Annotated in this window: 1 pseudogene; it reads right to left on the bottom strand. The window is 37.7% G+C overall.

The window, feature by feature from the left end:
* A pseudogene (locus Q361_RS13825) lies at window positions 1-1473 on the bottom strand (CUB protein); the annotation flags it as partial.

Below are 1473 nucleotides of genomic sequence, written 5' to 3'. Positions count from 1 at the left end.
CAGCCAAAATAGCAGGTGTTTGCAAAGACAAGTTAAAATAAGCATAACCATCTTGAGTATTTCCTATATAATCACAAACTTCTAAATTAGTGAGAACAGGCATATACGGTTTAGGGTGCGCATTAAGTTCAAGCGGTACTATGCTGTAACATCCTGTATCTGGGTCTTCTGCTCTGATGTAAATAATTTGTACGGCAGCATTGTTGTTGTTGTACTGACAAGGTAATTGATTCAATCCTAATTGAGCATCTGGTATAGTTGCATGAAAGGTAAGGATATAGTTTTCACCTTGCTGAATAGTACTTAAAAAAGTAGGATCGCATAAGTTAAATATAGCCCAATTATTTTGGTCGGTATCACATACGGCTAATGGTTGTGTTGGAGCTACTGGCGAAGGCAACTCATTCACATATAAATCCATAGTAGAAATACTATAACATCCTGTAGTAGTATTGGTTACACGTATACCCAAAGTGTGTACATACGGGTATAAGTTTTGGTAAGAAGCCGTATTGGTTATAACATTGGTATTATTTACAGCATCGGTATAACTCGGATAGAAGTCTACTTGCATACCCGTTTGTCCTTGTAAAATGTAAGCTACTTGACTGTTTAGGTCAAAATTTTCAAATCCTACAGCTCCTGTATAATCACACATTTCAAATTGTTGGTAGTGTGGTGTTAATACAATAGGCAGTGGGTCTACAACAAGTACTAGAGGTACTACATCATAACAACCTGTAGCAATATTCTCTACACGAACCCAAAGGGTTTGTGTATTTGGTGTTGTATTAAAATAATTTGTTACATTACTAATGTAATTAGTTCCTCCTGCTTCTGCCGAAGGTTGGTCGGTATAGAAATGTACTGTATGTGTAGCAGGGTTGATGCTACCTAAAATTTCATTGATTTTTGTAGAAAGATTAAAAGCAGTTACACCATCTGCATTATCATCACAAGCATGGTAATCACTAGGGATTGTAGCTTCGGGTGATGGGTGTACAATTAATTGCAATTGTACATAGTTTGCACAACCTGTAAGGGTGTAATATACACGAACATAAATGGTTTGTGTCCATGGGGTATTATTGCTGTAGCTATTACCCAATGGGTTGGCTCCCAAAGTGGCATCATCTTGAGTAAGGTGGTAACTTACCGATACTCCTGGTGGTAAACTTCCGCCTACTATTTGCGCCGTTGCGTTAGATAATGTAAAAATATTATATCCGTCGTTATTGTCATCACATCGTTCTAATGGTGATGGTGTATTGGCTACAGGACCTTGTGTAACTTGTAGCAACAATGTAGTAGTAGCATAACAGCTTGTAAGGTTATCTTCTACACGTACATATATTGTTTCTCCATGTGTGCCTAAGTAAGTATTTGAAGGGGTTATCGCATTAGTTTCTGCATCAGCATCGGCTTGGCTGTTGTAATACGTTACTGTTAGTCCAGAAGCACCATTGGTTATAG

This window comes from Flavobacterium croceum DSM 17960 (genome assembly GCF_002917885.1).
In the GTDB taxonomy this organism is placed as follows: Bacteria; Bacteroidota; Bacteroidia; order Flavobacteriales; family Flavobacteriaceae; genus Flavobacterium; species Flavobacterium croceum.
This window is presented reverse-complemented; position numbering and strand designations above follow the sequence as displayed.